Source organism: Celeribacter litoreus, assembly GCF_020165855.1.
Taxonomy (GTDB): Bacteria; Pseudomonadota; Alphaproteobacteria; order Rhodobacterales; family Rhodobacteraceae; genus Celeribacter; species Celeribacter litoreus.
The window spans coordinates 745,180-764,784 of record NZ_JAIUFY010000005.1; the positions used below are offsets into that span (position 1 = coordinate 745,180).

The following is a 19,605-nucleotide window of genomic DNA, read 5'->3' on the forward strand; positions in this document are numbered from 1 at the left end:
TAAAAGTTGATATAAAGGTGCGTCATATGGAGATGGGGATTTTCCGGCGCGTTTCAATAAGGACAAGATGAATGACCTATCGGATTGACCATTTGGTGGTTTCCGCAGGCGATCTCGAGCAAGGGCGCGACGCGATCGAAGGGCTGTTGGATATAGAATTCGGCCCAGTTGGCAAGCATGAGGACATGGCGACGGAAAACCGTCTCGTTGGGATGCGTGGCTCGGATGGGGACGCATCCTATCTCGAAGTGATTGCGCCTGATCCGGCGGCGCCGCGCCCAGTGTATCCGAGGTGGTTCGATCTGGACAATTTCGGGGGTGTTGCGCGACTGACGAATTGGGTCGTTTCCTGTCCGGATTTGGAAGAAGCTCTGGAATTTGCTCCGGCAGGAATAGGACGGATCATGTCGTTCCGTCGGGGAGATTATGCGTGGCGGATGATTGTGCCGGAGACCGGTGTGCTGCCATTCGATAACTGTTTTCCGGCATTGATCGAGTGGCATTCCGATCATCCTGCGCCAGCGCTTTCGGATCAGGGTCTGACCTTCCGACGGTTGAAAATCTCCCATCCGGACGCGGATGGGCTTCGCGACGCCTTGTCTCCGTTTGTGGCGGCGATGGAGACCGTTCGTATCGTTCAGGCAGACGCGCCGGGTCTGATGGCCGAGATTGGCACACCATCGGGGGAGATTTGGATCGCATGACAGAGAAAACATTTTTGCGAGACGCACGCACGTCCGACGCAGCCGCTCTGAAAGCCATTATGGCCCCCGTGATCGCGGGGTCTACCGCCTCGTTTTCGTCAGAAGAGCGAAGTGAGGAGGCATGGGCGGCAATGGTGGAAGACCGCCTGTCGCGCGGTCGGGGGTTCTATGTGGCTGAGCTGGCGGGGGAGGTCGTTGGCTATGCGACCTATGATCAATTCCGGCCCGGAAACAACGGCTACCGGTTTACAATGGAGCATTCCGTTTACCTCTCGGATGCGTCGCAGGGGCACGGCCTCGGGCGTATTCTGATGCTTACAATTGAGGAGCACGCGCGGGAAGCCGGACATCATTCGATGATTGGCGCGATCGACGCCGACAATGTGGCCTCCATCGCGTTCCATAAGGCGCTTGGCTACAAAGAGGCGGGGCGCATTCCGCAAGCCGGGTTCAAATTCGACCGTTGGCTCGACGTTCTGTTCATGCAGAAGATGCTGTAACGCAATTGTCGGAAACTGCGAGGAATTGTCGCCTGACACCGGCGCGCGCAGCGGGTAAAGTGATCCTATGTCGATTTGGTCCAGAATACTCGAGGCACTCAAAGCGCTCCGTGCAGGCGAAAGCCTTGCGACGGTCTTCGACCAATTTCGGTCCGAACCCGAGCGTCGGGTTGGTTTTGCCATTGCTGTGATCGCCCTCGGCGCCAAGATGGCGAAAGCAGATGGCCTCGTTACGCGCGATGAGGTGACAGCATTCCGCGAGGTCTTCAAGATCGCGAAGGAGGATGAGGCGGCGGCAGCGCGCGTTTTTAATCTGGCCCGTCAGGATGTCGCTGGTTTTGAGGACTACGCGACGAGCGTCAAAAAGATGTATGGCGATGAATGCCGTCCGCTCATGGATCTCATGGACGGGCTCTTTCACATTGCAATGGCCGATGGGGAATATCATCCGGGCGAAGATGCATACCTGACGCGCGTCGCCGAAATTTTTGATGTGAACCCGCGCGCATTTCGGGCGATGCGCGCACGCTATGTGCCGGACGCGGTGAAAGACCCATATGATGTGTTGGGCGTTGAGCCGACAGCGTCATTCGATGAGATCAAATCTGCATATCGCGCTCTCGTGCGTGAAACGCATCCGGATCGCATGATTGCGCGCGGTGTGCCCGAAGAGGCCGTGCAGCTCGCCTCTGATCGACTGGTAGAGATCAATGCCGCGTGGGAAGAGATCGAAGCGGAGCGGGTCCCGTGATCCGCATCGCGACCTATAATGTCGAGTGGTTCGATAATCTGTTCGACAATGTGGGACGCCCTCAAGCAGACGACCAATGGTCCGCCCGCCACAATGTCACGCGCGAGATGCAACTGGAGGCGCTTGGCATCGTGTTTAACGCGCTGGACGCCGACGCCATCATGATCATTGAAGCGCCGGACACCAATCGCCGACGCGACACTGTCCGTGCTCTTGAGCAATTTGCGGATTGGGCTGGTCTCAGGGCGATGGCTGTGGAGATCGGTTTCATCAACGAGACGCAGCAAGAGATTGCGCTCCTTTATGATCCTCTTGTGCTGAGCGCGCATCACGACCCGATCGGCGCGCCTGCTGATCTTGGCGATCAGTTCGAGGCCCCTGCGTTCAATTCCATTTATCGGCTCGATCTCGACACAGACCGCGATCGCGAAGAGGTGCGGTTTTCGAAGCCGCCTTTGGAGTTGGCGATGGAAGTGCGCGAGACAGGGTTCGCATTCCGGATGATCGGTGTGCATGTAAAATCCAAGGCCCCACACGGAGCCCGATCCCGCGATGATGTCATCCGCATCTCCATTGAGAACCGCCGTAAACAGCTCGCCCAGTGTATCTGGTTGCGTGAGCGGGTAGAGGGGCATCTACGGGAGGCAGAGCCGATCATCGTGCTCGGCGATTTCAACGATGGTCCAGGCCTTGATGAATATGAGCATTTGTTCGGGCGCTCGGGAGTGGAAATCGTTCTCGGACGGGAAGATCCCGATGTGCCTTCCGAGATGCGTCTCTATGATCCCCATGCGGCAGAGGCGCTCTGTCGTCGCGGAAATCAGGGCCCGACCAGTGCGCGTTTTTATATTGAAGAGGACAAGCGCTATCTCTCCGCATTGCTGGACTATGTGATGGTCTCGCCGGAAATTCGGCCTAACGCGAAATGGCGCATCTGGCACCCGTTTGATGATCCGGTTTGCTTCAAGACGCCGGAGTTGCAGCGCGCCTTGCTCGTGGCATCAGATCATTTCCCTGTGTCGATTGATCTCGAGCTGCCGGGATGAATTGTAGTCTGCGGTGTCCTATATTGAGGGCATGAAACATATCGCTCTCATCGCCAGCCTCGTCGCCACGCCCCTTTGGGCACAGGAGTCGTCCGAGAAACCGGATGGCTGGGACTTGCTACAGGAAGGGGGGCGGTTGCTTCTTGAAGACCTGATGGACGACCTGTCGCCGCTGCTCGAAGATTTGCAGGGGTTGATGGTCGATCTCAATTCCTATGAGCCGCCCGTCATTTTGCCGAATGGTGACATCCTCATCCGGCGCAAACCCGATGCGCCGGAGTATACGCCGCCGCCGGTTGAGGATGAGGACGCAATCGACCTTTAGGACCGTTTCCGACGCAGTTTGACTTCGGTCTCTGCACCAAGGCTTGCGGCCAGCGAATTGAAACGTGCTTCTGTCACTTCGCCGAAAAGATCCTCTGCGTCCGGCTCTAGCATAAGGCGGAGCAGCTTCTTCTTCGGGAAATAGTCGAGTTTCGCGACATCTTGCGGACGAGCGACAGTAAACATAGCACCGAACCGCATCGCTTTCCCGAGAACTTCTGCTTCCAGAACCTCTTTATCCGAGAGCATCGCGATGAGATCGCTGAACGGCGTGTTTTCGCGGGAGTTCTTGTAGCGGTGGAGCAGAGCAACCCCGAGGAAGATGCGTTCGTTGTGGGTGAGGCCACCGAGGTTCGCGCGTGTGGCGTTGTCAAAACAGACCTCGGCCCGATAGTCAGGGTGCGCGCGCCATGTCACGTCATGAAGCAGACAGGCGGCGCGGATGAGGCGCATTTTCTCGTAGTGACGCGCCCGAAAGATCGGCGCGATGAAGTCATGCAGGTTGCGGCCGAACCCCGGCATGCGCGCGTCTTTGCGCTCGGAGAAGCGGCAGGCTTCGATCAAGGGGTCGCGCTGCCTGATCGAGTCCGGCATCTGTTCGTAGAGCATGCCTTCGCGGATGCCGTAGGAGGAGACACAGATTTCTTTGGGGTGGAAATTCCGCACGAGTTGGCGCAGCACCTCGGAGGCGATCGGAACGAGGCTCATACGCGCAGAGGACGTGCCTGTCTTTGCACGCAACTCGGTCATATCGCTCTTGCGAATGAATTTGATCGTATCGGTTACTGCGCGGCTCGACATCCGGTATTCATGGAGAACATGGAGCGGATAGTTCCGTCGTTCCATGTCGATCCGTGCAATCGCACGCCATGAGCCACCGACCAGATAGATACGCTTATGCGTCCTGCCCATCGTTTGGACAAGTTCTTCCATGATCGGTGCAATGTGCTCTTTGAGGCCTTTGCGACCACCTTTGATCCCCTGAAGTTTGAGCGGGCCGAGCGGGGAAGTGATGCGTTTGCCGACCTGTCCGTTCGACACGACGGCAAGCTCCATAGAGGAGCCGCCAATGTCACAGACGAGGCCGTCTGCCTCGGGCCAGCCGAGCAGAACACCTTGCGCGGACAAACGCGCCTCTTCCTCTCCGTCAATGACCCAGAGGTTGAGACCCGTCTCGCGTTCAATCTCCTCGCGGAACTCCGGCCCGTCTTCGGCCTCCCGCATGGCAGCAGTTGCAACGGCGGTCAGGGGCGGAATGCCCATCCCGTTCGCCAGTTTCTGAAACCGCTTGATCGCGGACATGGCGCGGATCTTGCCTTCAGGGTTGAGGCGACCTGTTTCACGCAGACCGGCGCCGAGGCCGCACATGATCTTTTCGTTGTAGAAATAGGCGGGGCTGCGCGCTGCGCCGTCGAAAATGACGAGGCGCACAGAGTTCGACCCGACGTCCACGACGCCAACCCGCGACAGTGCGCGGGCTTCTTCATCGAGAAACAGAGGGCGTCCGAAAACACCCCAATCTTCGTGCGGCAAATCTGCCGGCGTGACGTCAGACATGTCTGGCAAGTCGCATCCCCTCTTCAACGCTGACACTGCCAAAGCGTGCCAGCGGCGTCAATCGCGCTTTTGCTGTTCGCGATCCGTAGGTTTCCGATTTATTCCTCAGCTTCAAGGAGTTGGGCCGCCAGTGTGCGGGACACAGGCTTTGCACTCCGCAGCGCTTCCTTATCAAGTTTGTCTACAATCGAACGCGCAGCGGAGGCGGAGCGTTCCATGCGTTTGACGAGCCAGGGAATAAGGGTTGCAGGCACAGCGATCTGACGATCCTGAAATTGTTTCACGAGCATCGCGGCGAGCAGAGAGTCATCCGGCGCGTCGATTTTGGCGACAGTCGTCCCTTGCATCCGTGAGGCGAGATCAGGGAGGGTCAGGCTCCAATGGTTTGGCGCACGCCGCGCGGTCACGAGGAGGCGGCCCCCCTCCGCGAGCGTCAGATTGTGAAGGTGGAACAGGGCTTCTTCTGCGGGCCGTTGATTGGGCGTGCCGTCTAGTTGATCAGCGTCTTCGACGACGACCGCGCGATGGCTGGCGAGTTCGGGAATATCGGCGTTCGGCAGATCAGACGCGTTGACGATCACGGCCTTGCGCTCAGCCGCCCAAACATGGGCCATGTGTGTCTTGCCTGCGCCAGACGGACCAACAAGTGCCAATTTGCCAGACGGCCAAGTGTCCGCCATGTCGAGGGTCGCAAGCGCCACGGCATTGGAGGGAGACACGAAGAAAGCATCGCGGCCCAGTGCTTCGCGCGTGGGCAGGTCAAAGATGAGTTGTTTGGCCATAAGTCAGGTCGCGTCGTTGTCTTGGTCTTTTTCGGGCGAGACGAGTTGGCCCGAGAGCCCCCTATAGAGTCGGCTGTCTCTATATTGGTCGAGGGCGAAGCGCGCAATCACACCGAGTGCCGCAGCGACCGGAACAGCCACAAGCATCCCGACAAATCCGAACATTGTGCCAAACGCAGAGAGGGCGAAGATGAGCCAGACAGGATGCAGGCCGATGGACGAGCCGACGAGGTTCGGCGTCAGGATATTGCCTTCAAAGAATTGCCCGACCGCGAAGATCGCAACGACTGCGGCGATCCACTGCCATTCGCCCCAGAATTGGAAGAGCGCGAGGCCGATGGACAGCAGGCCGCCGACAATGGCCCCCACGTAGGGGATAAAGGTCAGAGCGCCGGCAATCGCACCGGCCACGAGGCCGAACTTCAACCCGACGAGCATTAGGGCGGTCGCGTAGAACGCGCCGAGGATGAGGCAGACCGTGCCCTGTCCGCGGATGAAGGAGGCGAGGGTGCGGTCGATGTCGCCTGCGAGGCGACGGATCGCGGGCGCATGGTCACGCGGCAAAAGCCCGTCAATTTTCGCTGTCATACGATCCCAGTCCATCAGCAAGTAGAAGGTGATGACAGGAACGAGCACCAAGAGCATCAGCACGTTGAACACGCTGAGAGCAGAGGCCAGTGCGCCAGAGAGCAATTCGCCGCCCTTCGATTGGACGGTCTCACCGATCTGCGCGAGCGTTTGGCGCAACTGGCTATTGGAATCCAGAAGGACCGGAAACCGCTCGGTCAGGAAGGCTTGAAGATTACTGAACAGCTCTGGCGCCACATTGACGAGGTCCGTTGCCTGTTTGATCAACGTCGGAATGACGAGCAGCGCGGTGAGTATGAACAGGATGACCGCCACGCCGGTGATCACCACGGTCGCGGCGATACGGCTCAGCCCCCAGCTTTCCAACCGGTCCGCAACCGGGTCGAGCATGTAGGCCACCGCCATTGCGAGAACGAAGGGGAGGATCACATCCCCCATAAGCCACAAAAAGCCGAGAAAGGTCGCCGTGGCGACGCCCCAATATTTCACTTGGTCGCGGGCTGGTAGCGCCATTCCGTCTCCCCCGGGCTGATCGCTTTGCGTTCTGTTCCATATCGCCCGCGCGCGCGAGGGTTTCAAGGGGAACTGCCCTGTGCAGCCTGATCCTGCGTCCGAAAGCCTGCTGAAAGGCGCATGTGAAAGCAAAATGATTTGCGGTATGTAGACCATGGCCTGTTTTGCGGGTGCTGCGGCTTGTCTGGGCCTGTGCGATGGCATAGACCGTTCGAAACAAAAGATCAGTCGAGGGCTTTGCTCATGCGTTTGTCGCGCTACTTCCTGCCGGTTCTGAAAGAAACACCCGCCGAGGCACAGATCGTGTCGCACCGGCTCATGCTGCGCGCGGGGATGATCCGCCAGCAGTCCGCGGGCATCTATTCGTGGCTTCCTCTGGGCTTCAAAGTGCTTAAAAAGATCGAGCAGATCGTGCACGAGGAACAGCAGCGCGCAGGCCACATCCCGCTCTTGATGCCGACGATCCAGTCCTCGGACCTCTGGAAAGAAAGCGGTCGCTACGACGCCTATGGTGACGAACTTCTGCGCATCACCGACCGTCACGGCCGTGACATGCTCTACAGCCCGACCGCCGAAGAGCTGTTCACCGACGTTTTCCGTTCCTACGTGAAGTCCTACAAGGACCTTCCGCTGACGCTCTATCAGATCCAGTGGAAATTCCGCGACGAGATCCGTCCGCGTTTCGGCGTGATGCGTGGCCGCGAGTTCTTTATGAAAGACGGCTACACTTTCGATCTGACGAAAGAAGACGCGCTCCACGCCTATAATCGTCACCTCGTGAGCTATCTGCGCACCTACGAGCGGATGGGCCTTCAGGCTATCCCGATGCGTGCGGACTCCGGTCCAATTGGCGGGGATGACACACACGAGTTCCTCGTGCTGGCCGAAACAGGCGAATCCGAGGTGTTCTACGACAGCGAAATCACGGATCTGACCTTTGGTAGCCGCGAGATCGACTACGATTCCGTGGAACAGTGCCAAGCCGTGCTTGAGGAATTCACCTCCCGCTACGCCCGCACGGACGAAACGCATGACGAAGCTGTGTTCAACGAAGTGCCGGAAGAGCGTCGCCGCGTTGCGCGTGGTATCGAAGTTGGCCAGATTTTCTACTTCGGCACGAAATACTCCGAGGCGATGGGCGCAACCGTGCAGGGGCCGGATGGCAAACCTGTGCCGGTTCACATGGGGTCGCACGGTATCGGTGTGTCGCGGCTGCTCGGTGCGATCATTGAGGCAAGCCACGACGACAAAGGCATCATCTGGCCGGAGGGGGTCACCCCGTTCCACGTTGGTATCGTAAACCTGAAACAAGGTGACGACGAAGCAGATGCAGCCTGTGAGAGCCTATACAAGAGTTTTGAGGCGCTCGGTCTCGAGCCGCTCTATGACGATCGCAACGAACGCGCTGGTGGCAAGTTCGCGACAATGGACCTCATCGGTCTGCCGTGGCGCATCACCGTTGGCCCGCGTGGCCTGAAAAACGGTGTGGTCGAAGTCACCTGCCGCAAGACCGGCGAAAGCGAAGAGTTGTCGCCGGAACTCGCAATTGAGAAGATCGCGAAAATCTACACGTCTCTCTGATCGACACGACACTGAACAAAGAAAGCCCCCGAAGAACAGTTCGGGGGCTTTTTGTCACTGGGGGGAGGTGACGGGTTTAGTGACAGCTCGGGCGGTCGCCGGGCAGGAGCACTTTGTCGATCACATGGATCACGCCGTTGTCTGCCTTGATATCCGCAATAATGACATTTGCCATATCGCCTGATCCGTCAGAAATCATGACGCCATCAGCGCCCTTGGTGATGCAGAGGCGTTCGCTCTCCAACATCGGTTTGAAGTAGTTGGACCCCATCGGGATGTCGGATGCGGGCAGGTTCCGGTCATCGACATGATAAAGCAGGATGTTTGTCAGCTGATCCTTGTTCTCCGGCATCAAAAGGGTCTCAACTGTGCCCTCGGGGAGCGCGGCGAAGGCATCGTTGACGGGGGCGTAGACGGTGAACGGACCAGATCCAGCCAGCGCTTCGGCAAGACCGGCTGCCTGCACAGCGGCAACAAGCGTGGAGAAGCGCTCGTCTGCGACGGCGATATCCACAACAGTCTCAGCCTGAGAGGCGGTGGCAGTCAGCGCAACTAGAGCGGCGGCGGCGGTGGTTTTGAGCGTGAATTTCATCGTGTCCTCCTCTGATGAATTACCCCAATTACGCGCCTCGCCTGATTTCGGATTTCCACCTCACGACTGTGTGAATGCGCGTGAAGTGCACAAATTTCAAACGCGAGACTGTATGGGTGCCAAATCAATGGCGAAAACCCGCACATCTCCGGAAATGCCTCTGCGTTCTGTTTGGGGCATCTCACGAATCCTGTTAGCGTCGAAGCTGTTAAGTCCGCATCAGACGGAAAAGAGGCAGCAATGTTGAGAGTTCTCACCCTTGTAGGTGGCCTGTTGGGGGCCGCTGTTGTTTCCCAGTTCCCAGAGTTTACCCAGCAATACACCCAACGTCTCAGCGGTCAGGTTGAGGCGCTCGAAACGGTTATCGAGGATTTTGATGCCTCGGCGAGGCGCGCAGATATGACCCGCGACGAAGCCCTGGCGTCCATGGGCGGCTCCGTGTTTCTTGAAAACAGACGGCGTGACATGCGCGAGACAATCGCGCGCTATGATCGGTTGACAGAAGACCTCACGGCCCTGCGAAGCGCGAGCCCGCTTGAACGCCTGGTCATGCCGCATCGCGTCGCCGATACCGCCTTGGCACAAGCAACCTATGACGATTTCATCCCGGCGCTCCCGCTCTCGGTCGCAGGCGGCATTTCGGCCTTCGCGGGGTATATTGGCGGATATGGTGTCGTGATCGGGCTCTTCGCCCTCCTGGCCTGGCCATTCAGGCGCCGCAAACAGAAGGCGGGCCTCACCTTCTGAACACAGTCGTGATGCGATGTGCATGGCGACGACGTGGCCGCGCGCTTGACGTTTCTCAAAGCAACATAGATGGTCTGGCAAATCCTTGAGGGAGCAGCCAGTTGGACGCGGCAAAAACGACCAAGCCTTTTTCCCGCTTCGAGTGGAAAATCGCCTTTGCCTATCTGCGCGCGCGGCGCGAGGAGGGTGGGGTCTCTGTGATGACGTGGATTTCGCTCGTCGGGATCACGCTGGCGGTGGCGGCGCTCATCATCACGCTGGCTGTGCGGACGGGCTTCCGCAACGAATTCGTTTCGACCATCCTCGGCGCCAACGCGCATGTGACGGTCTATTCAACGGTTTATATGTCTGAGGACGGCAAAACCTCACGCGCGATCACGGACTACGACGAGTGGGCCGCAAGCCTCTCGGACGTGCCGGGGGTGACGCGCGCGGCGCCCCTCGTGCGGCGACAGGTCATGGCCTCCTACAGTGGGACCAACGCTGGCGTTGAGGTCTTTGGTATCGACTTTGAGGACCTGATGACCATCCCGCGCGTCGCGATCTCACCGGATGCGGCCTACGGCGATGTCACCAACTTCAACAATGGGATTGCGATTGGTTCCGGCGTCGCGCGCGAACTTGGCGTCTCGGTTGGGGACAAGATCAAACTCATCTCGCCAGACGGGGCCAAAACTGCCTTCGGGACCACGCCTCGGGTGTCGTCCTATGACGTGGTCTATGTCTTTTCCGCCGGTCGCTATGACATCGACCGAACTCGTGCTTACCTCCCGTTTGCGGAGGCGCAGCGGTTCTTTAACCTCGAGGGCGCAGCGGACGAGATCGAAGTCATGGTCGCCAATCCCGACCGCGTCGATGAGTTGAGCTATCCGCTTCTGGAAGCCGTCGGCGACAGGGGCCTCATCTGGACATGGCGGGACGCATCGGGGGCGTTCCTGCGCGCGCTCGACATCGAGGACAACGTCATGTTCGTGATCCTCTCCGTGATCGTGCTCGTCGCCTCCATGAACATCGTGTCGGGCCTCGTCATGCTCGTCAAAAACAAGGGCCGCGACATCGGCATCCTCCGCACCGTGGGCCTCACGCAATCCTCCATATTGCGCGTCTTCTTTATCTGTGGCGCGCTCACAGGGGTCATAGGCACCGTGATGGGCGTCATCCTCGGCTCGCTCTTCTCCATCTACATCGACCAAATCCTCGCGGCCGTGAACTGGTTCACCGGTGGCGGGGCGTGGGATCCGCAAATCCGTGGCATCTATGAGTTGCCCGCCGAATTGCGCTTGGCCGACATTATGAAAGCCGTGTCGCTATCGCTCGGCCTCTCGTTCATCGTCACGATCCTGCCCGCCCGTCGTGCGGCGCGGATGAACCCTGTGGAGGCGCTGCGCTATGAGTAATATGTTGCACCTCGACGGCGTCGAGAAGGTCTACAACCGTGGCAAACCGAACGAGATCAAAGTCCTGCGCGGCGCTGATCTGACGCTGGCCCGTGGCGAGGTCGTGGGCCTCATTGCGCCGTCCGGTGCGGGGAAATCCACGCTCTTGCACATCGCGGGTCTGCTGGATCAGCCGGACGCGGGCTCCGTGCAGATCGCAGGTCAGGAAATGGCGACCGAAGGCGACCGCGCGCGCACGGCGATGCGGCGGGCGGGGGTCGGCTTTATCTACCAGTTCCACCACCTGCTGCCGGAGTTCACCGCGCTCGACAACATTGTCCTGCCCCAACTCGCCAACGCGACGCCGGAGCGGGAGGCGAAGGAGCGCGCGCTCTACCTCCTCGACAAAGTCGGCCTCACCGACCGCGCCACGCACCGTCCCGCCGCGCTCTCGGGGGGCGAGCAACAGCGTGTCGCCTTCTGCCGTGCTCTGGCCAACAGGCCGGGCGTGCTGCTCGCGGACGAACCTACGGGCAACCTCGACCCGACGACCTCGGACCGTGTGTTTGACGTGTTGATGGAGATCGTGCGGGAGGAGGGGCTGTCCGCGCTCATCGCGACGCACAACATGGAGCTTGCGTCCAAGATGGATCGCGTTGTCCGCCTTGACGAAGGTCGCCTGATCCCGACCTAAGCGGAGTAGAAAAAGGGCGCGCGGGGTAACCGCACGCCCGAATTTTCAGAGCTACCCGATGATCAGAGATCAGTAGCCAGCCATGATGTTGTTGGCGATCCCGACGACGGTGATCACAATGGCCGCGTCGCGGGCGATTTTGTAGAGCGTGTCACCCGAGACAGCGTAGCGGTAGTCATCCGGGGCATCGAGACCGTAGCGCACCCAGTCGTCAATGATGACATAGCCCTCAGGCAGCTCGTCGCCCTTGGCAAAACCTTTGCCTTGTTCACAGTTCTTCTCAATCCCCGGCGGAAGCGAGGTGCGCTTGCCCGAGTCGATCTGTTTCTGAATCCCCGGCGGAAGCGTGCATCCCGGCGGGACATAGACGTTCGTGGTCTGGTGAACCTTCGGTCCCTTGTCCTTATGGCCATTCCCGTTGCCATTGCCATTCCCGTTATTCGCCAGTGCAGGCGTGGCCGTCAGGGCCATAAGGGCGACAAGAGCCGGTTTCGTAAAGCGTGACATGATCTGCCTCCGTTTCTGTTTTCAACACAATAACGGATGGGGAGAGGGAAGTGTTCCGCACGTTTTCGGGATGGGCGGAAGGGTGCCGAGGGGGATTTTGATTGAGCCTTGGATATTTATGTAAACCGATAGCGCGAAATTAGCTGCCATAGTTGGAGTCAATAGACTTAATGAAGCGTAGAACCGCAGATATTGTATCAAAAACGAACCTAGCATTACTTGCGTCGAGTAATGCATGGTTGTCATGTGCGAGAGATTTGTCGTTTCTGACGCTATTAAATTTTTGAAATACGCAAATATTCATTCTCAGGATTTGAAGCGATATTTCCTCAGCACTGTTATTCTTTTCCAGTACTTTCGAGTATTTTCCGACGAGGCTATGCAGTGGCTCCGACTTTTCCGATTTTTCGCCATGTTCTTGCAGGAGGAATCTAAACTTCTTGACGCAGTAGGTATGCACGCGGTCCATAGCTTCTGGATATTTGTCGTCGCGAATGTCTCGTTGAATAGCCTCGAGAAGGGTGCCGAGCGTTTCATCGCTTATTGAATGCAATGTGAATGCTTCTAAGTCAGCACTCACCTCTTCTCCCTCTAGCTCGGCGATGGCGGAAAAGTAGTTGTCGCGCAGAGTTTTTTCCTCATCTGGATCACAGCCTTTGTAAATTGTATCAAGAGTATCGCGATAGTCCCACAATTTCCTTAGAATTTGTCCAGTGATTGCGAGGGGCGCAGTATCGAGAATCTCTCGAAGTATTTTAGCTTTTGAGGTGCCGCCTCCATTGAAACGAGGATCATAAAATTCAATCTGGAATTCTTTTTCAAAAAATTCCTCAATTGTGCGATTGCTGAAATCGAGCACATATCCTTTTTCCATGTTAAGAGGCTTTTCAATACGCGCTCTCTTTGAATTCGAAAGAGACTTATATCTTCTCATGAATCCACTTCTCGAAAGTAAGACTTTCGAGACCCCTAATCACACATCCAATTCCTCAACAAACTTCGCGTTCGCCTGAATATACTGGAACCGCAGTTCCGGCTTTTTGCCCATCAGGCGTTCCACGAGGTCGGCGGTTTCGCCGGGTTCGTCTTCGTCGATGGTCACGCGGATCAATTTCCGTGTTTTCGGGTCCATCGTCGTTTCTTTCAAATCCTTCGCGTCCATCTCGCCGAGACCTTTAAAGCGGCTCACGTCGATCTTGCCCTTGCCACCGAGACCCTTGTCGAGCCAGTAGTCCCGCTCTGCCTCATCGAGGCAGTATACCCGTTTCGCGCCTTGGGTCAGGCGGTAGAGGGGCGGGCAGGCGAGGTAGAGGTGGCCTTGGTCGATAAGCGGGCGCATCTGGGTGTAGAAGAAGGTCATCAGCAGCGACGCGATGTGCGCCCCGTCCACGTCCGCGTCGGTCATGATGATGATGCGTTCGTAGCGGAGGTCTTCGACGTTGAACTTCGTGCCCATGCCGACGCCGAGCGCTTCGCACAGGTCGCTGATTTCCTGGTTCGAGGTCAGTTTGTTCGACGCCGCGCCGAGCACGTTGAGGATTTTCCCCTTGAGCGGCAGGAGGGCCTGCGTCTCGCGTTTGCGCGCGCCTTTGGCGGAGCCACCAGCGGAGTCGCCCTCCACGATGAACAGCTCGGTGTCTGTGCGGTCCTTGGACGAACAGTCGGTGAGTTTGCCCGGCAGGCGGAGTTTCTTGGTCGCGGATTTACGCTGCGTCTCTTTTTCCTGACGGCGGCGCATCCGTTCCTCGGCACGGAGCACGAGGAAGTCGAGGATCGCGCCGGCGGATTTGGTGTCTGCGGCGAGCCAGTTGTCAAAGTGGTCGCGCACAGAGTTCTCGACGAGGCGGGCGGCCTCTGTGGTCGCGAGGCGGTCTTTGGTCTGGCCGACGAATTCGGGGTCGGAGATGAAGCAGGAGACAAGCGCGCAGCCGCCCGTGATCAGGTCGTCACGGGTGATGTCCTTGGCTTTGCGGTTGCCCACAAGCTCGCCATAGGCGCGGATGCCTTTGAGGATTGCGGCCCAGAAGCCGGTTTCATGGGTGCCGCCCTCCGGCGTGGGGACGGTGTTACAGTAGGACTGGATGAAACCATCGCGGGACGGGGTCCAGTTGATGGCCCATTCGACCTTGCCCGGCACGCCAAAGCGCGGCTGGAACTCGACGGTGCCCGCGAAGGGGCGGTCGGCATAGGTGGAGACGGCGCCGAGCGTTTCCGACAGGTAGTCAGCGAGGCCGCCAGGGAAGTGGAAGGTGGCCTCTGTCGGGGTCTCGCCATCGTCGATCTCGGATTTCCAGCGGATTTCGACGCCGGAGAAGAGGTAGGCTTTGGAGCGGGCGAGGGTGAAGAGGCGCTTTGGTTTGAACCGGTGTTTGCCAAAGATTTCTTCGTCCGCGTGGAATTTGACGGAGGTGCCGCGACGGTTGGGCGCCGCGCCGATTTTCTCGACGGGGCCTTCGGGAATGCCACGGGAGAAGCGTTGCTCGAACAGTTCCTTGTTCTTCGCGACCTGCACGACCATCAGGTCGGAGAGCGCGTTCACGACGGAGGAGCCAACACCGTGGAGGCCGCCGGAGGTTTGGTACGCCTTGCCAGAGAACTTGCCGCCCGCGTGGAGGGTGCAGAGGATGACTTCGAGCGCGGATTTGTCCGGAAACTTCGGGTGCGGATCGACGGGGATGCCGCGACCGTTGTCGGTGACGGTGACGGAGTAGTCCGCGTGGAGCGTGAGTTCGATCCGGTTGGCGTGGCCTGCGACGGCCTCGTCCATGGAGTTGTCGAGGATCTCTGCCACGAGGTGGTGGAGCGCGCGCTCGTCCGTGCCGCCGATATACATGCCCGGACGTTTGCGGACAGGTTCGAGGCCTTCGAGGACTTCGATGGAGGAGGCGTCGTAGGCCGGATCTTGGCCGCCGAGAAGATCGTCAGACATGAAAACTCGCGCTCGATTCTTGTGGTTGTGGAGTTGGTCAAGGATTAGACCATCCGGAGGGATAAGGCGCAAGCTGTTGTGCGACGGCGTGCGAAAAGCTTGCGTCAGATCAAGGCCCGAGACGCGGGTTTCGTGTAACAGGGATATGACAGCAGCGAAAACGCTGTTCCTGCCAAATCTGGAGATATGCCTGTATGACGACGCCTGCAAAGCCCGCCGCCCAATCCGCCTCTGTCCATGAGATCAAGCCCGCCGAGGCCGTGAAGGACGACGCCGTGACGACTGTTCAGCCTGCGGATGAAGCGGCGCAGCCCGGACCGCGCCGCTTTCCGACTGTGACGCCGGACAAAATCCGTGCGGCGTTCGAGACGGGGAAATATCCCTACCGCAAAAAGATGACGCGGACCGAGTATGAGGCCACAAAGGTGGCGCTTCAGGCGGAATTGCTGAAGGCGCAGCTTTGGGCGCAGCAAACGGGTGAGAAGTTTGTGCTTCTGTTTGAAGGCCGTGATGCAGCGGGTAAGGGCGGCACAATCAAGCGTTTCATGGAGCATCTCAATCCGCGTCACGCCCGAGTGGTTGCTCTGAATAAACCTTCTGAGCGTGAAAAGGGGCAGTGGTTCTTCCAGCGCTATGTCGAGCATCTCCCCACCAGCGGTGAATTCGTGCTCTATGACCGGTCCTGGTACAACCGCGCGGGCGTTGAGCGCGTGATGGGCTTCTGCACACCAAACGAATATCTCGAATTCATGCGCCAGACGCCGGAATTCGAACGGATGCTGACCCGTTCCGGCACGCGCCTTTACAAATACTGGTTCTCCGTGACGCAGGCCGAACAACAACGCCGTTTCTCTGCGCGTGAGACCGATCCGCTCAAACAGTGGAAGCTCTCTCCGATCGACAAAGCGTCCCTCGACAAGTGGGACGACTACACCGAGGCGAAAGAGGCAATGTTCTTCTACACAGACACGGCCGACGCCCCGTGGACGATCATCAAATCGAACGACAAGAAACGCGCTCGGATCAACTGTATGCGCCATTTCCTGTCGACGATTGATTACCCCGATAAGGACGTTGAACTTATCGGAGAGCCGGATCCGCTCATCGTCGGTCACGCCGGACATGTGGTTCACAAGTCCGAGCATATTCTCGCCACGTCCCTGCATCCCGATACACGTCGGGGCAGGAACGGCAACTAAGCACGTTTCAAGTCCCTGAAGCGTGCATAGGGATAGACCGGACCGGCCGGGGGGCGGCTGGGCCGGTCTTATCCATTTTGAGCGTGTTGGACGCGATCCAACGCATAGGCGCTATGCGGACATGTTTCTGTGCCAAGCGGCGAACTTTTCGCTAAGTTCCCTCCCATGACTGATATCTCAATCACCATTCGCTCAGCAGGCCCGAAGGATGCCGACGCCGTTTCGGCGTTGGTTCGCGATGCGTTTGCGATCTACACGCCCTTGATAGGCAAGCCGCCTGCGCCGGTTTTCTATGATTATATGCAGCTGATTGAGACGGGGCGTGTGACCCTCTGCATGGACGATCAGACATTGCTTGGCATCGTCTACATCTATTTCGAAGAGGACGGAGCCGCGATGCTCGATGTTCTGGCTGTTTCAGAGGCCGCGCGTGGTCGCGGTGTTGCGACACGTCTCGTGACTGAGGCTGAGCATCAAGCGCGTCAGGCTAAGGCCGGTGAGATGAAGGTCTACACGAACGCCGTCATGACGGGGCCGCAAGTGATGTATCCGAAGCTCGGCTATACAGAGACCCATCGCGGTGAAAGCGACGGGTATTCACGGGTGCATTACTCGAAGGCGCTATGACGCGTCTGCTTCGCCTGAAAAGCCATGCATCCGTTTGGCCCACTGGAAGGCGACAATCATGCCCTTCAATCTCGGAAGGAGATAAAGCGACAGGGCGACGCAGCCTGTGGCGAAAATGGCGATGAGCACGAGCGGGTCCGGACGGAACTCCATAAACACCCACCCGAGCATCGGTGCCATCAAGTGCCCCACGATCAGGATCGTCAGATAGGCCGGACCGTCATCTGCACGATGGTGATAGAGAGGCTCGCTGCACACAGGGCAGGCGTCGCGCACTTTGAGATAGCCCTTGAGCATTGGGCCACCTCCGCAAGACGGGCAGCGCCGCTTCCACCCGCGCATCAGCGCCGGACGCAATTCGCGTTCGGGAAGCTCATCGGGGAGCGATGTCGTGTGGCTTGATGCGTGATCAATCATGGCAGTGCTCATGTCAGTCATGTCTGTGTTGCCTCTCGAATGCGCCCGGTTGCTGAAATGCTCCCATAGCATCCAACATTGCACTGCGTTTGTCTTTGCGGCGCGATGTCGCGAATTGCAAGCTGTTCCCCTTCGCTCCACCCTCCCGGAGCGTTCCGGCCTCTTATGACGATTTCCGCCGTAGATGCCAAGAGCGTGAACAACATGTGACCGGTTCAGAACATTTTTCATGACAGCCAGCGACGGAAATCCGGCTGCCGTCCGTTTGTAGAGTATCAAAGCGCGGGACACGGGGTTTACGGAGCCCGCGCAAGGGTAGCTTTAGAAAAGGGAAACCTACAATGAAACGTCATATGTTTGTATCTGCGCTTGCGCTCGTTGCCGTTGTTGGGGGCGCTACTGTCGCTATCGCTCAGGCCGCTCCGATGCAGGGCCGCCAAATGCAGCAAGGTCAGGCCATGGGCGGCATGCCGTTCGGCCCGCAATTCGATTTTGCGTCTATCGATACCAATGAAGACGGTAAGATCACCCAGGACGAAATCGACGCTATGAAAGCGGCACGTTTCGCCGAGATTGATGCGGATGGTAACGGCACTGTCGATGCAGATGAGCTGTTTGCGCATCAGGAAGCACAGCGCATCGCCCGCCAGCAAGCCCGCGCCGCGCAAATGATCGCGAGCCGTGACGCCGATGGCGACGGCGTTCTGAGCCAGGAAGAGCTTCAGAACCGTCCGCAATTCAGCCTGTTTGATCGTCTGGACGCAGATGGCGATGGCGCGCTCTCCGAGGACGAACTTGCCAATGCGCAGCAACGCCGGATGGGCGCGATGATGGGCCAGAACAGTGGCAAAATGGGCCGTGGCATGGAGCGGATGGGCGGTCAGCATGACCACCAACGCTTCGCCCAAATGCACGGTCAGCGGATGATGCCGCAGGGCGGTCAGGTGTATGGCCAGCACCCGCACGGGCCGATGCAGGGTCAAGGCATGGCTCCCGGTATGGGACAAGGCATGGGACCGATGGACGGAACGGGCCCGATGAATGGCCAGCCGCCACTCATCCAGCCGGACCAGCCCGCTGAAGACGCGAACTAAGCAATCGGGAGAGGAGAGGCAGATTGCCTCTCCTCCACCCTAGACGATGGACGCCTGAAAGGGTTTCCGTTACCCAGAGCCGGTAATGCAGATGCCATTTGACGCCCTTAATGATGTCTCTGATGAGGCCCTGCTCGTTGCTTTTGGCAACGGAGACAGAGAGGCTGCGCGGGTTCTGACCTATCGGTTGACGCCGAGAGTTTTGGGATATGCGGCGCGGATACTCAAGGATCGGGCAGAGGCCGAGGACGTCGCCCAAGAAGCTATGCTGCGCCTCTGGAAGATTGCGCCGGAATGGCGGCAGGGCGAAGCGAAGGTCACAACATGGCTCTACCGTGTGGTGACAAACCTGTGCACCGACCGCTTGCGGAAAGCGCGCGGAACGGGACTAGATGAAATTGCGGAGCCGGAGGACGACCGGCCGAGCCAAGAGGCGGAAATTATGACACGTCAACGTCTGTCCGCTCTTGAAAAGGCGCTGGCAACGTTGCCGGACCGACAACGGCAGGCAGTTGTGATGCGCCATATCGAAGGGCTTGGAAATCCGGAGATTGCCGAGGCCTTGGACATCAGCGTCGAAGCGGTCGAAAGTTTGACCGCGCGAGGCAAGAGAGCGCTGGCAAAGGCCTTGGCCTCCGAGCGCGAAAGATTGGGGTTCGAAGATGACGGATCGTGACGAGAAACAGATGAACGAAATGCTAGATGCGCTCTTTGCAGAGGCGCAGCAGACGGTCGAAACACCGTCCGAGGCATTGATGGCACGTATCCTGAGCGATGCGAACGCGGAAATCGACGCGCGAGACGCGCAAGAGGTTTCGCGACGCGACGCGCAACGTCCGAAAACCCGTCATCCTTTGATTGCGGCTGCGGTGGCTGCGCTCGGCGGATGGCGTGCCGTTGCGGGCCTCGCAACTGCAGGTGTCACGGGCATCGCCATCGGTCTCGGAGCACCAGGAGCGGTCACGAGCCTCGCGACAGGATATGCGGATACGACAAGTGTCTATGATGAGGCCGTAAACGGGTATGGTCTCGATGATCTGGTTCCGAGTTTCTATGAACTCGCTGCGGAGGGATGAT

22 protein-coding genes are annotated in these 19,605 nt (G+C 58.6%); 14 read left to right on the forward strand and 8 right to left on the reverse strand.

Annotated elements, in window-relative coordinates; genetic code table 11:
• The first annotated feature begins 71 nt into the window (after nucleotides 1–71).
• The 5 genes from LA304_RS05675 to LA304_RS05695 all read left to right on the forward strand — a co-directional run bounded on the left by LA304_RS05675 (nucleotide 72) and on the right by LA304_RS05695 (nucleotide 3,326).
• Nucleotides 72–704, forward strand: a complete 633-nt coding sequence (locus tag LA304_RS05675; protein WP_224502142.1) for a VOC family protein — start codon at nucleotides 72–74, stop codon at nucleotides 702–704.
• Nucleotides 701–1,204 (forward strand): GNAT family N-acetyltransferase, encoded by a 504-nt coding sequence (locus LA304_RS05680; protein WP_224502143.1) that lies wholly within the window; start codon nucleotides 701–703, stop codon nucleotides 1,202–1,204. The genes LA304_RS05675 and LA304_RS05680 overlap by 4 nt, the downstream gene beginning before the upstream one ends.
• A 67-nt stretch (nucleotides 1,205–1,271) precedes the next feature.
• Nucleotides 1,272–1,955: a molecular chaperone DjiA gene (locus tag LA304_RS05685; RefSeq protein WP_224502144.1), complete on the forward strand. Its 684-nt coding sequence runs from the start codon at nucleotides 1,272–1,274 to the stop codon at nucleotides 1,953–1,955.
• Nucleotides 1,955–3,001, forward strand: a complete 1,047-nt coding sequence (locus LA304_RS05690; RefSeq protein ID WP_224502486.1) for an endonuclease/exonuclease/phosphatase family protein — start codon at nucleotides 1,955–1,957, stop codon at nucleotides 2,999–3,001. The genes LA304_RS05685 and LA304_RS05690 overlap by 1 nt, the downstream gene beginning before the upstream one ends.
• Nucleotides 3,002–3,032: 31 nt before the next feature.
• Nucleotides 3,033–3,326, forward strand: a complete 294-nt coding sequence (locus LA304_RS05695) for an AAA+ family ATPase (RefSeq protein ID WP_224502145.1) — start codon at nucleotides 3,033–3,035, stop codon at nucleotides 3,324–3,326.
• Here LA304_RS05695 and LA304_RS05700 read toward each other — a convergent pair.
• The 3 genes from LA304_RS05700 to LA304_RS05710 form a co-directional block, all read right to left on the reverse strand.
• Entirely contained in the window at nucleotides 3,323–4,882 is a 1,560-nt protein-coding gene (locus LA304_RS05700) for a Ppx/GppA family phosphatase (RefSeq protein WP_224502146.1), read from the reverse strand. The genes LA304_RS05695 and LA304_RS05700 overlap by 4 nt on opposite strands.
• A 98-nt stretch (nucleotides 4,883–4,980) precedes the next feature.
• A complete protein-coding gene (locus LA304_RS05705) occupies nucleotides 4,981–5,664 on the reverse strand; it encodes a P-loop NTPase family protein (protein ID WP_224502147.1) in 684 nt (227 codons plus the stop codon).
• A 3-nt stretch (nucleotides 5,665–5,667) separates the two neighbouring features.
• Entirely contained in the window at nucleotides 5,668–6,765 is a 1,098-nt protein-coding gene (locus LA304_RS05710) for an AI-2E family transporter (RefSeq protein ID WP_224502148.1), read from the reverse strand.
• Nucleotides 6,766–7,008: 243 nt separating this feature from the next.
• Between LA304_RS05710 and proS the strand changes: the two genes are divergently transcribed.
• The gene (gene proS, locus LA304_RS05715; protein WP_224502149.1) at nucleotides 7,009–8,346 is read left to right on the forward strand and encodes a proline--tRNA ligase; all 1,338 of its coding nucleotides are present in this window, start codon (nucleotides 7,009–7,011) and stop codon (nucleotides 8,344–8,346) included.
• Between the two features lie 76 nt (nucleotides 8,347–8,422).
• On the opposite strand, the gene LA304_RS05720 is transcribed toward proS, so the two are convergent.
• Nucleotides 8,423–8,938, reverse strand: a complete 516-nt coding sequence (locus LA304_RS05720; protein WP_224502150.1) for a fasciclin domain-containing protein — start codon at nucleotides 8,936–8,938, stop codon at nucleotides 8,423–8,425.
• A gap of 240 nt (nucleotides 8,939–9,178) precedes the next feature.
• On the opposite strand from LA304_RS05720, the gene LA304_RS05725 reads away from it, so the two are divergent.
• The 3 genes from LA304_RS05725 to LA304_RS05735 all read left to right on the forward strand — a co-directional run bounded on the left by LA304_RS05725 (nucleotide 9,179) and on the right by LA304_RS05735 (nucleotide 11,755).
• Nucleotides 9,179–9,685, forward strand: coding sequence for a DUF2937 family protein (locus LA304_RS05725; RefSeq protein WP_224502151.1), 507 nt, complete (start codon nucleotides 9,179–9,181; stop codon nucleotides 9,683–9,685).
• Between the two features lie 101 nt (nucleotides 9,686–9,786).
• Nucleotides 9,787–11,082 (forward strand): lipoprotein-releasing ABC transporter permease subunit, encoded by a 1,296-nt coding sequence (locus tag LA304_RS05730; protein WP_224502152.1) that lies wholly within the window; start codon nucleotides 9,787–9,789, stop codon nucleotides 11,080–11,082.
• On the forward strand, nucleotides 11,075–11,755 hold the full coding sequence (locus LA304_RS05735; RefSeq protein WP_224502153.1) for an ABC transporter ATP-binding protein: 681 nt from the start codon (nucleotides 11,075–11,077) through the stop codon (nucleotides 11,753–11,755). The genes LA304_RS05730 and LA304_RS05735 overlap by 8 nt, the downstream gene beginning before the upstream one ends.
• A 69-nt stretch (nucleotides 11,756–11,824) precedes the next feature.
• Here the strand turns inward: LA304_RS05735 and LA304_RS05740 are convergent, their stop codons facing one another.
• The 3 genes from LA304_RS05740 to parE form a co-directional block, all read right to left on the reverse strand.
• On the reverse strand, nucleotides 11,825–12,262 hold the full coding sequence (locus LA304_RS05740; RefSeq protein WP_224502154.1) for a hypothetical protein: 438 nt from the start codon (nucleotides 12,260–12,262) through the stop codon (nucleotides 11,825–11,827).
• 139 nt (nucleotides 12,263–12,401) lie between these two features.
• Nucleotides 12,402–13,136, reverse strand: coding sequence for an abortive infection family protein (locus LA304_RS05745; protein WP_224502155.1), 735 nt, complete (start codon nucleotides 13,134–13,136; stop codon nucleotides 12,402–12,404).
• A 99-nt stretch (nucleotides 13,137–13,235) separates the two neighbouring features.
• Complete coding sequence (gene parE, locus LA304_RS05750; RefSeq protein ID WP_224502156.1) at nucleotides 13,236–15,191, reverse strand: DNA topoisomerase IV subunit B; 1,956 nt, start codon at nucleotides 15,189–15,191, stop codon at nucleotides 13,236–13,238.
• 194 nt (nucleotides 15,192–15,385) lie between these two features.
• On the opposite strand from parE, the gene ppk2 reads away from it, so the two are divergent.
• Together ppk2 and LA304_RS05760 are read left to right on the forward strand one after the other, a co-directional pair.
• The gene (ppk2, locus tag LA304_RS05755; protein WP_224502157.1) at nucleotides 15,386–16,390 is read left to right on the forward strand and encodes a polyphosphate kinase 2; all 1,005 of its coding nucleotides are present in this window, start codon (nucleotides 15,386–15,388) and stop codon (nucleotides 16,388–16,390) included.
• Nucleotides 16,391–16,555: 165 nt separating this feature from the next.
• Nucleotides 16,556–17,017 carry a GNAT family N-acetyltransferase gene (locus LA304_RS05760; RefSeq protein WP_224502158.1) on the forward strand — a complete coding sequence of 154 codons (462 nt, stop codon included), beginning with the start codon at nucleotides 16,556–16,558 and terminating at the stop codon, nucleotides 17,015–17,017.
• On the opposite strand, the gene LA304_RS05765 is transcribed toward LA304_RS05760, so the two are convergent.
• Complete coding sequence (locus LA304_RS05765; protein ID WP_224502487.1) at nucleotides 17,012–17,434, reverse strand: DUF983 domain-containing protein; 423 nt, start codon at nucleotides 17,432–17,434, stop codon at nucleotides 17,012–17,014. The genes LA304_RS05760 and LA304_RS05765 overlap by 6 nt on opposite strands.
• Nucleotides 17,435–17,775: 341 nt before the next feature.
• Between LA304_RS05765 and LA304_RS05770 the strand changes: the two genes are divergently transcribed.
• The 3 genes from LA304_RS05770 (at nucleotide 17,776) to LA304_RS05780 (ending at nucleotide 19,604) form a co-directional block, all read left to right on the forward strand.
• The gene (locus LA304_RS05770; RefSeq protein WP_224502159.1) at nucleotides 17,776–18,528 is read left to right on the forward strand and encodes an EF-hand domain-containing protein; all 753 of its coding nucleotides are present in this window, start codon (nucleotides 17,776–17,778) and stop codon (nucleotides 18,526–18,528) included.
• 85 nt (nucleotides 18,529–18,613) lie between these two features.
• Entirely contained in the window at nucleotides 18,614–19,204 is a 591-nt protein-coding gene (locus tag LA304_RS05775) for an RNA polymerase sigma factor (RefSeq protein WP_224502160.1), read from the forward strand.
• Complete coding sequence (locus LA304_RS05780) at nucleotides 19,191–19,604, forward strand: hypothetical protein (RefSeq protein WP_224502161.1); 414 nt, start codon at nucleotides 19,191–19,193, stop codon at nucleotides 19,602–19,604. Before LA304_RS05775 ends, LA304_RS05780 begins: the two co-directional genes overlap by 14 nt.
• Nucleotide 19,605 lies beyond the last annotated feature (1 nt).

What these genes read in the sequence shown, in the direction of transcription:
- LA304_RS05775 (WP_224502160.1), top strand. Translation starts at nt 18,614, where the DNA reads ATGCAGATGCCATTTGACGCCCTTAATGATGTCTCTGATGAGGCCCTG.
- LA304_RS05745 (WP_224502155.1), bottom strand. Translation starts at nt 13,136, where the DNA reads ATGGAAAAAGGATATGTGCTCGATTTCAGCAATCGCACAATTGAGGAA.
- LA304_RS05685 (WP_224502144.1), top strand. Translation starts at nt 1,272, where the DNA reads ATGTCGATTTGGTCCAGAATACTCGAGGCACTCAAAGCGCTCCGTGCA.
- LA304_RS05735 (WP_224502153.1), top strand. Translation starts at nt 11,075, where the DNA reads ATGAGTAATATGTTGCACCTCGACGGCGTCGAGAAGGTCTACAACCGT.
- LA304_RS05675 (WP_224502142.1), top strand. Translation starts at nt 72, where the DNA reads ATGACCTATCGGATTGACCATTTGGTGGTTTCCGCAGGCGATCTCGAG.
- LA304_RS05700 (WP_224502146.1), bottom strand. Translation starts at nt 4,882, where the DNA reads ATGTCTGACGTCACGCCGGCAGATTTGCCGCACGAAGATTGGGGTGTT.
- LA304_RS05770 (WP_224502159.1), top strand. Translation starts at nt 17,776, where the DNA reads ATGAAACGTCATATGTTTGTATCTGCGCTTGCGCTCGTTGCCGTTGTT.
- proS (WP_224502149.1), top strand. Translation starts at nt 7,009, where the DNA reads ATGCGTTTGTCGCGCTACTTCCTGCCGGTTCTGAAAGAAACACCCGCC.
- LA304_RS05705 (WP_224502147.1), bottom strand. Translation starts at nt 5,664, where the DNA reads ATGGCCAAACAACTCATCTTTGACCTGCCCACGCGCGAAGCACTGGGC.
- LA304_RS05765 (WP_224502487.1), bottom strand. Translation starts at nt 17,434, where the DNA reads ATGATTGATCACGCATCAAGCCACACGACATCGCTCCCCGATGAGCTT.
- LA304_RS05710 (WP_224502148.1), bottom strand. Translation starts at nt 6,765, where the DNA reads ATGGCGCTACCAGCCCGCGACCAAGTGAAATATTGGGGCGTCGCCACG.
- ppk2 (WP_224502157.1), top strand. Translation starts at nt 15,386, where the DNA reads ATGACGACGCCTGCAAAGCCCGCCGCCCAATCCGCCTCTGTCCATGAG.
- LA304_RS05760 (WP_224502158.1), top strand. Translation starts at nt 16,556, where the DNA reads ATGACTGATATCTCAATCACCATTCGCTCAGCAGGCCCGAAGGATGCC.
- LA304_RS05695 (WP_224502145.1), top strand. Translation starts at nt 3,033, where the DNA reads ATGAAACATATCGCTCTCATCGCCAGCCTCGTCGCCACGCCCCTTTGG.
- parE (WP_224502156.1), bottom strand. Translation starts at nt 15,191, where the DNA reads ATGTCTGACGATCTTCTCGGCGGCCAAGATCCGGCCTACGACGCCTCC.
- LA304_RS05720 (WP_224502150.1), bottom strand. Translation starts at nt 8,938, where the DNA reads ATGAAATTCACGCTCAAAACCACCGCCGCCGCCGCTCTAGTTGCGCTG.
- LA304_RS05780 (WP_224502161.1), top strand. Translation starts at nt 19,191, where the DNA reads ATGACGGATCGTGACGAGAAACAGATGAACGAAATGCTAGATGCGCTC.
- LA304_RS05680 (WP_224502143.1), top strand. Translation starts at nt 701, where the DNA reads ATGACAGAGAAAACATTTTTGCGAGACGCACGCACGTCCGACGCAGCC.
- LA304_RS05740 (WP_224502154.1), bottom strand. Translation starts at nt 12,262, where the DNA reads ATGTCACGCTTTACGAAACCGGCTCTTGTCGCCCTTATGGCCCTGACG.
- LA304_RS05725 (WP_224502151.1), top strand. Translation starts at nt 9,179, where the DNA reads ATGTTGAGAGTTCTCACCCTTGTAGGTGGCCTGTTGGGGGCCGCTGTT.